General features: G+C 77.4%; 2 protein-coding genes. Both read right to left on the bottom strand.

Annotated features, from left to right (window positions below):
- Positions 1–185, bottom strand: a 185-nt coding sequence (locus DZF91_RS23115) for a hypothetical protein (RefSeq protein ID WP_199486820.1), incomplete at its 3' end; no start/stop codon positions are given.
- On the bottom strand, positions 178–901 hold a 724-nt coding region (locus tag DZF91_RS23110), incomplete at its 5' end, for an RNA polymerase sigma factor (protein ID WP_328589198.1). The genes DZF91_RS23115 and DZF91_RS23110, both read right to left, overlap by 8 nt.

Below are 901 nucleotides of genomic sequence, written 5' to 3'. Positions count from 1 at the left end.
GCGGCCGCCACTCCGGCCGTGAGGCCGGTGCCGCCGACGGCCCAGTGGACGCGGCGGCGGCCGGGGGCGCGGGCGGCGCCGCCGCGCATGGCGTTCTGGAGCTGGTGGCGGCGGCGGTCCACCACGTCCCGCGCGGGGTCGGGCTTGGCGAGCGTGTCGGCGAGGACGCGCAGGTCGTCATCCATGGAAGTCCTCCTTGGTGAGGGTCTTGTGGAGCTTTGCGCGGGCGCGGCTCAGCCGGGACCCGACGGTGCCGTAGGAGATCCCGAGCGCCTCGGCGATCTCGTCGTGGCCGAGCTGGGCCAGGGCCGTCAGCAGCAGCACGTCGCGCTCGCCCTGGTTGAGGGAGCGCAGCGCGCGGGCCAGTTCGGGCCGCATCCGCCGCGCGGCGACGGCGGTCAGCACGCCGTTCTCGTGGCTGCCCTCGGCCGGGTCCTCCGCGCCGCGCGCGAGGGCCTTGTAGTGGCGGGCCTCGCGGCGGCGGTGCCGGGCGATGAGGTTGGTGGCGATGCCGAACAGCCACGGGCGCAGGGCGCCGCGCCCCGGGTCGAAGCGGTCCCGGATCGCGAACGCCGTGCAGAACGTCTCGGCGGCGATGTCCTCGCCCGCCTGGGTGTCCAGGCGTCCCGCCGCGTACAGGTAGATGTCGCGGAAGTACCGGTCGTACACGTCGGTGAACCGGTCGGGATCGCGCCGGAAGGCCGCGACCAGCTCCGCGTCCGTGGCGGCGGTCCGCGCGGACGCGTGGTGCGCGGACGCGGAGTGCCTGGACGCGGAGTGCGCGGACGCGGAGTGCCCGGACGCGGAGTGCGCGGAGGCGGAGTGCGCGGACGCGGGACGGGTGGAGGCGCCGGGCGCGGCGCGGTCGCCGGGGCGCGCGGTTCCCCGGCCCGCCCGGTCG

The organism is Actinomadura logoneensis, assembly GCF_003428695.1.
GTDB classification, from domain to species: domain Bacteria; phylum Actinomycetota; class Actinomycetes; order Streptosporangiales; family Streptosporangiaceae; genus Spirillospora; species Spirillospora logoneensis.
The sequence above is the reverse complement of the archived record's forward strand: the minus strand, read 5'-3'. Positions and strand labels throughout refer to the sequence as shown.